Source organism: Desulfobacter sp., assembly GCF_050177295.1.
On record NZ_JBFXHE010000014.1, the window covers coordinates 22377 to 28568 of the forward strand.

The following is a 6192-nucleotide window of genomic DNA, read 5'->3' on the forward strand; positions in this document are numbered from 1 at the left end:
GTTTCTAAAGTTTAAAACCCCAACTGACGATTCGTTTTTAGCATGAATACAATATGTGAATCAATGGCTGACACAGTTGATTTTGCAACTGTTAACCGCAAAGGGGAGATCTGGTGTTATGAAGAAACTATTGGCTTTGTCGGCATGTTTAATTGCTTTATCCTTATGGGGCTGTATTAATATTACTTCTTCTAAGGGAGGGCCGGGAGGCGTTCTGGATTCTTCTGCAGACAATACGGTTAATCAAAAAATTGTCACGTTTCAGGTGACGGGCAAGGGGCTTGAGCCTGAAAATGCATTAACAAAAGGAGAAGCGATACTCATGGCGGAACGTGCTGCTGTTGCGGATGGATACCGGCAGCTGGTTGAAAAAGTTCGTGGCGTTTATGTGGATGCGTATATGCGAGCGGGGCGTGGAACCGTTAATCAGGATACAATCCAGGTTCATACGCAATCCTGGTTACGGGGAACCGAAGTAATGGATATTACCCATGGGGAATATGGCATCACCCTTGCCCGGTTAAGATTGAGAATTAATTTTTCGAAAAAAGGTATGGTATGGTGGCCTGTGGGTCTTGCAGATAAAGGCTGATGATGTTAAGCAGGCAAGAAACAAGATACAAGAGGGCGAAGCGCCTGCGGCGCCCAAGATTTATCTTACATTTTTTGTTGTGCCCGCCAAGGCTTTGGGGGGTATTCAAATTAACAGAATACTGACAGGGGGCCACATGGGAACTATTCCTTTGACACCGACATTCCCAAGCAGGGTGCTGTTTGTCCTGATACCTTTGTATATCATACTTCTTTATTATGCCAATATTGCAACTGGCGCGTATCAAACACTTAAGCTTGATCCTGAAACGTATTCAATTATAGAACTTGAGGGCGTCCTCGGAGACTACCGGACCCAGGAGGGCGTTTTAAATGAACAAATTCATGATACTCAGAAAGATCTTGACTGGCTTATCGTCAAAATAAACCGCATAGCTGATTCCGGAAGACATGTGCCTCAGGTGCTCCAGAACTCTGCGGGATTGAAAGAGAAAAAAATTTCCCGGCTTGAGACTCAAAAAAAGCATCTTGCCAACGTCGTTTCAAAGTACAAGAAAGTCTATGACATGAAAAAAGCCCGGGAAAAGAAAGCAGCTCAGATTCGACTCTCGTCCACGCCGGGTAGGATAGACAGGGGAGAAGTACCTGACAAAACCAATGTGCAGGCGAAACTTCCCGATATTGAACAGGCCGTTAGAAAGGCCGGCCTTGAAGACTGGGTAGAGGTCATGGATGCAGACGGCAGCTGCGCAAAGATTAACAACACGTTGCCGATCCTCTTTTCTTCCGGCAGCGCGGCCCTGGCCAAGGAATACAAATCCTTTTTAAAGAAACTGGCACTGTTCCTTCAACCCTATGACGTTAAAGTTTATGTCAACGGATATGCAGACCCTGACCCTATCCATACCAGTAAATACCCATCCAACCTGGAGTTAGGTGCATCCCGGGCAGCCAACGTTGTTCATGAAATGGTGAAAAACGGCCTGAAATCGGATATTTTTAAAATCGGTTCAACAGGAGAGCACCGGTTTGCAGCCAAAATGCAGTCATCAAAGAAAACCTTCCAGCGCCGTGCACAACTAACGGTTGTCTTCAGTGGTTAAATTCCAGGGAGTTTCCATTGCGTAAGGGAATAATTTTATTTGTTTCTGTTTAACTCCCACAAAGGCAAAAAAATTATTGATATTTTATTAGGCTTTTATTAAGTTAATTAAATATCTTGTTGTTGAATTGATTCAGCTGCTTTTCGATCTGATACTTCTAATATTTGTTTTGTTCAACGGCCATTTTCTTTTTTCATATTGATCGGAAATGCGTCCAGCGTCTGTAAGTTAAATGTGCAGACTTTTATTACCAATTATATAACATGGAGGAAGTATGGAAACAAAGTTAAGAAGAAGTCTTTGTATTCTGGTTTGTGTGATGGTGACCCTCTGTACGCTGCCGGCAATGGCTGACGCAAAGAAGATGAACATTAATACCGCGCCTAAAGAACAGCTGACAACATTGAAATATGTTGGCGATGCCATTGCTGACAGGATCATCGAATTTCGTAAAACTACGCCCTTTATGACTATAGAAGATATTATGAAGGTAAAGGGAATCGGACCTAAAATGTTTGAAGCGAATAAAGATCAAATCTGCGTTAAGGATACGTGAGGCCGCTTACGAGGTACGCTAAACACAATTAAATCTTGATTCCCAAGTACAAGCCTTTACTTGCGGACCATTAATTTTGTATTATCATTGACTACCATGCTGGATTTTCAGCATGGTAGTCTTTATTTGGGGTTGAACCAATTGAAAATACAAGGCGGGGAACAATGTATAAACAATACCGAAGAAAATCGTTTTGGATAATAATGGGGGGGATGGCCGTGATCGGCGGACTTTTGGCCGGAAGCCTTTATTATACAGGTCAATGGCTTGCCGGATCCTATCCTTTGGATTCGGGGCAGGCTTTTCTTGCCGGTAACCTGCCTGTTGTCCTGTCTTTATTACAGGGCGTGAGGTTTTTTCAATGGGTGCTGCCGTGCATTATGTGCTTTTTCCTTTTGGCGGGTATGGCGTTCTGGTTATTGGTGACTTTTTTTACTGCCGGTCTTGGAAAAAAAGCCACGCCAGATCCAACGGTGCAGGAATCTTCCACGTCGGGGAAAAAGGATTTCATTGATCAGAAAATTGAACGGGAGCGGAAACAGCGGCTTTTCCTCCATACCCTGTCTATTCTTCAGCGTGAAGGCCGGCTGTTGGATTTTTTTGATGAGGATTTAAGTGTTTATGAAGACAGTCAGATTGGTGCAGCCGTCAGAAGCATCCAGGAGGATTGCAAAAAGGCCGTTAAAAAATATATAGATCCCAAACCTGTTGTCCAGGGCGAAGACGGTGATGAAATCACCATTGAAGAGGGGTTTGATATTGATGCCATCAACCTTGTGGGCAATGTTTCAGGGCACCCGCCGTTCAATGGCGTGATCCGGCATCCAGGGTGGCGTGCCGGAAAAAAAGATGTGCCCAAACTGTCTGATATTCAGGATTCAGGCATTATTACACCGGCAGAAATAGAGATAAAATAGCTGTAATCAGGGGGTGATTTGGATTTTCTGGATAAACAGTATGTCATTGGAATTGATCTGGGTACGACCAATTCAGCAGTTTCCTATGTGGATATGGCGGCACTGAAAAAAACAATTGAAGAAACACGGCAAACCCCTGATAAAGATTCGGTTATTAAAGCGTTTAACATTCCCCAGCTTACGGGTCTTGGGGAACTGACAAAAATTTTTGTTCTGCCCTCTTTTTTATATATTCCGGGAGAGTACGATATTTCAAAAGAGGTGCTCAAACATCCCTGGACAAAAAGGGAAGACCTTTTTGTGGGCAGTTTTGCAAGGGACCACGGCTCCAAAATTCCTTCCCGGCTGGTTTCTTCAGCAAAAAGCTGGCTATGCAACCCGGGTGTGGATCGGCACGCAAAAATTCTGCCCTGGGGTTCCCGGGCAGGTGAAAAAGTTTCTCCAGTCACTGCCACAGCCGAATATCTGGCGCATATCAGAAGTGCCTGGAATCATTTTGTGAAAGATGAAGACAGGTTCCTTGAGAATCAGTTTGTGGTTATCACTGTTCCTGCCTCCTTTAACGAAGAGGCACGGGACCTCACCATGGAAGCGGTGAAAACAGCCGGATTTGGAAATTCTGTAACACTTCTGGAAGAGCCCCTGGCCGCTTTCTACAGCTGGCTTATCCGTCATGAATCAGACTGGCATACCCAAGTTGGGGAAGGCGAACTGATTCTGGTGTGTGATGTGGGTGGCGGCACAACCGACTTTAGCCTGATTACTTTGAAAACGACTGATGGATCCCCCCGGTTTGAACGGGTGGCGGTTGGGGATCATTTGATTCTGGGTGGAGACAATATCGACCTTGCGCTTGCAAAAATTGTTGAGAATAAGTTCCAATCTAAAGATTCCATAAGCCCGGATAAGTGGAAAACCCTTTGTCACAGGTGCCGTGAAGCCAAAGAAAAGATTCTTGAGCAGAGGGAGAACTCGGTCCGGATTACCTTGAAAGGAGAAGGGCGTGCCCTGATTGCCGGGACCTTGTCTGCGGATCTGACCAAGAGTGATGTGGAAAGCGTATTATGCGACAAGTTTTTTGCCGACGTTACCACAACTCAATTTGTAGAGAATGAAGCCGGAAAGCAGATTGCGGATTTCGGTCTGCCCTTTGAAAAAGAATCTTCAGTCACCAAACATATTATAAATTTTCTGGAAAAACATAAGCATACAGTCAAGGATATACTGGGAAAAGATTCTCCCATGCCTGATTTTATCTTGTTTAACGGCGGAACGCTTAAGCCTGTTCTCGTGCAGTCCAGGATAAAAGAAGCCATTCGAAAATGGTTTAAAACGCCAGTTCCTGAAAAGCCAATAATTCTTGATAATGATCGTCCTGAACTTGCAGTAGGAATAGGTGCTTCATATTACGGGTTGGTAAAACAAGGCATTGGCGTCCGGGTGGGCAGTGGAAGCCCCAGAAGCTATTATCTCGGCATTGCAACGGATCAAGGCGAGGCAAAACAGGCTGTCTGCCTGGTGGAACGGGGGCTTGATGAGGGATCTGTAATAGATTTAACAAATTTGTCTTTTGAGGTGCGGACAAACCAACCTGTATCCTTTGATGTTTACAGTTCCAGTTTTAGATCAGGTGATGTGGCCGGGAACGTAATCCGGGTAGATGAGTCTCTGTCTGCAATGGCACCCTTGCAGACCATCATAAAATTCGGGAAAAAAGCGGAAAAAAAGCAGTTGCCTGTCACCATGGGGGCTGAATATACCGAAATGGGCAGCCTTGTGATGTTTTGCCGGTCTGCTGTCAGTGATCATCAATGGAAATTGCAGTTTCAGTTAAGAAATGTATCTGAGGTATCAGCGGCCCCTGAAAGTGAAGTCTATGATGACGCGCTGATTAATGATGCCGGTAATCTGATAGAACAGGCATTTTCTAAAGAAAGTGATGACGCGTTGTTAAATAGCATTGTCAAATCCGTTGAAAAATTGGTAGCCCAGGGCAAAGCAAATTGGCCCTTGTCTTTTTTGCGGCAGCTTGCAGACAAACTTATTGAAATTTCCCAGGTGCGTACGCTGTCCGCCGCCCATGAGTCACGGTGGTTGAATTTGACCGGATTCTGTATGCGCCCCGGCTTTGGCGATGCATTTGATCAAGAGCGGATCAGGAAATTGTGGACAATATATTTAAAACGGCTGACTTTTGATAATACTCCGCAAAATAACCTGGAATGGTGGATATTTATCCGCCGTATTGCCGGCGGACTAAAGGCTGGTCAGCAGCGTCAGTTTTTTCAGGATACATCAGGGCTTTTGATTAAACCTGGAAAACAAAAAATGACTCCTCAGGAGCTAACAGAGCTGTGGATGACCTGTGCAAACATGGAGCGTTTGCTTGTAAAAGATAAAGTTGTCCTGGCAAAGGCATTGATCAAAGTGATTAGGCCCGGAAAAAAAATGGGCAGACATTTATGGTCCCTGTCAAGGTTGGGTGCACGGCAATTGCTTTACGGGTCCCAAGACAGGGTTGTACCTGCTGCTGAAGTCACCCGGTGGATACATCAGCTTATGAAAAAAGAATGGATCCAGGATGATCCGGTGGATAGTTTGATTGCTGCATTGGCACGAAAGACCGGTGACCGGACCCGTGATCTGGCTGCTGATGTTCAGGAAGAAATCATTACCTGGCTTGGGGGACGGGGGGGAGATTTAGCGTATATTCGCCAGGTTAGAGAGCGGACAGATATGGGCATGAAAGAAAAAAATATGCAGTTTGGAGAACGCCTGCCGTCCGGACTTGTGTTGCTGTAATATTAAAAATAAAAAAACAGTTGACAATGATTTTGTTTTTATATATTTTTCTCAAGTTATGTTAATTTGAGGTTTTGAAAAGAATTTTGATCTTTGAAAATTGGTCAGTGAAAAAGAAAAGAGCGGGTCAATGATAATGCGCTTGGGGCTTAACAGCTTAAAGCGCAGACCTTAAAAAGTTTTAGTAAAGGATTATAACTGGAGAGTTTGATCCTGGCTCAGAATGAACGCTGGCGGCGTGCTTAACACATGCAAGTCGAAC

5 protein-coding genes and 1 rRNA gene are annotated in these 6192 nt (G+C 44.6%); all 6 read left to right on the forward strand.

What is annotated here, in order from left to right; translation table 11 throughout:
- The first annotated feature begins 55 nt into the window (after positions 1-55).
- Positions 56-592, forward strand: coding sequence for an LPP20 family lipoprotein (locus tag AB7U36_RS02490; protein ID WP_428158230.1), 537 nt, complete (start codon positions 56-58; stop codon positions 590-592).
- 136 nt (positions 593-728) lie between these two features.
- Positions 729-1655, forward strand: coding sequence for an OmpA/MotB family protein (locus AB7U36_RS02495; protein WP_428158231.1), 927 nt, complete (start codon positions 729-731; stop codon positions 1653-1655).
- Positions 1656-1929: 274 nt separating this feature from the next.
- Positions 1930-2211 (forward strand): ComEA family DNA-binding protein, encoded by a 282-nt coding sequence (locus AB7U36_RS02500; RefSeq protein ID WP_428158232.1) that lies wholly within the window; start codon positions 1930-1932, stop codon positions 2209-2211.
- Between the two features lie 203 nt (positions 2212-2414).
- Positions 2415-3128: a DUF2760 domain-containing protein gene (locus AB7U36_RS02505; protein ID WP_428158233.1), complete on the forward strand. Its 714-nt coding sequence runs from the start codon at positions 2415-2417 to the stop codon at positions 3126-3128.
- 18 nt (positions 3129-3146) lie between these two features.
- Positions 3147-5930, forward strand: a complete 2784-nt coding sequence (locus AB7U36_RS02510) for an Hsp70 family protein (protein ID WP_428158234.1) — start codon at positions 3147-3149, stop codon at positions 5928-5930.
- A 195-nt stretch (positions 5931-6125) separates the two neighbouring features.
- Positions 6126-6192: ribosomal RNA gene (locus AB7U36_RS02515) — 16S ribosomal RNA — on the forward strand; the annotation flags it as partial.

Excerpts from the sequence above, each read along its gene's own strand:
- AB7U36_RS02505 (WP_428158233.1), top strand. The coding sequence starts at position 2,415 with ATGGGGGGGATGGCCGTGATCGGCGGACTTTTGGCCGGAAGCCTTTAT.
- AB7U36_RS02495 (WP_428158231.1), top strand. The coding sequence starts at position 729 with ATGGGAACTATTCCTTTGACACCGACATTCCCAAGCAGGGTGCTGTTT.
- AB7U36_RS02500 (WP_428158232.1), top strand. The coding sequence starts at position 1,930 with ATGGAAACAAAGTTAAGAAGAAGTCTTTGTATTCTGGTTTGTGTGATG.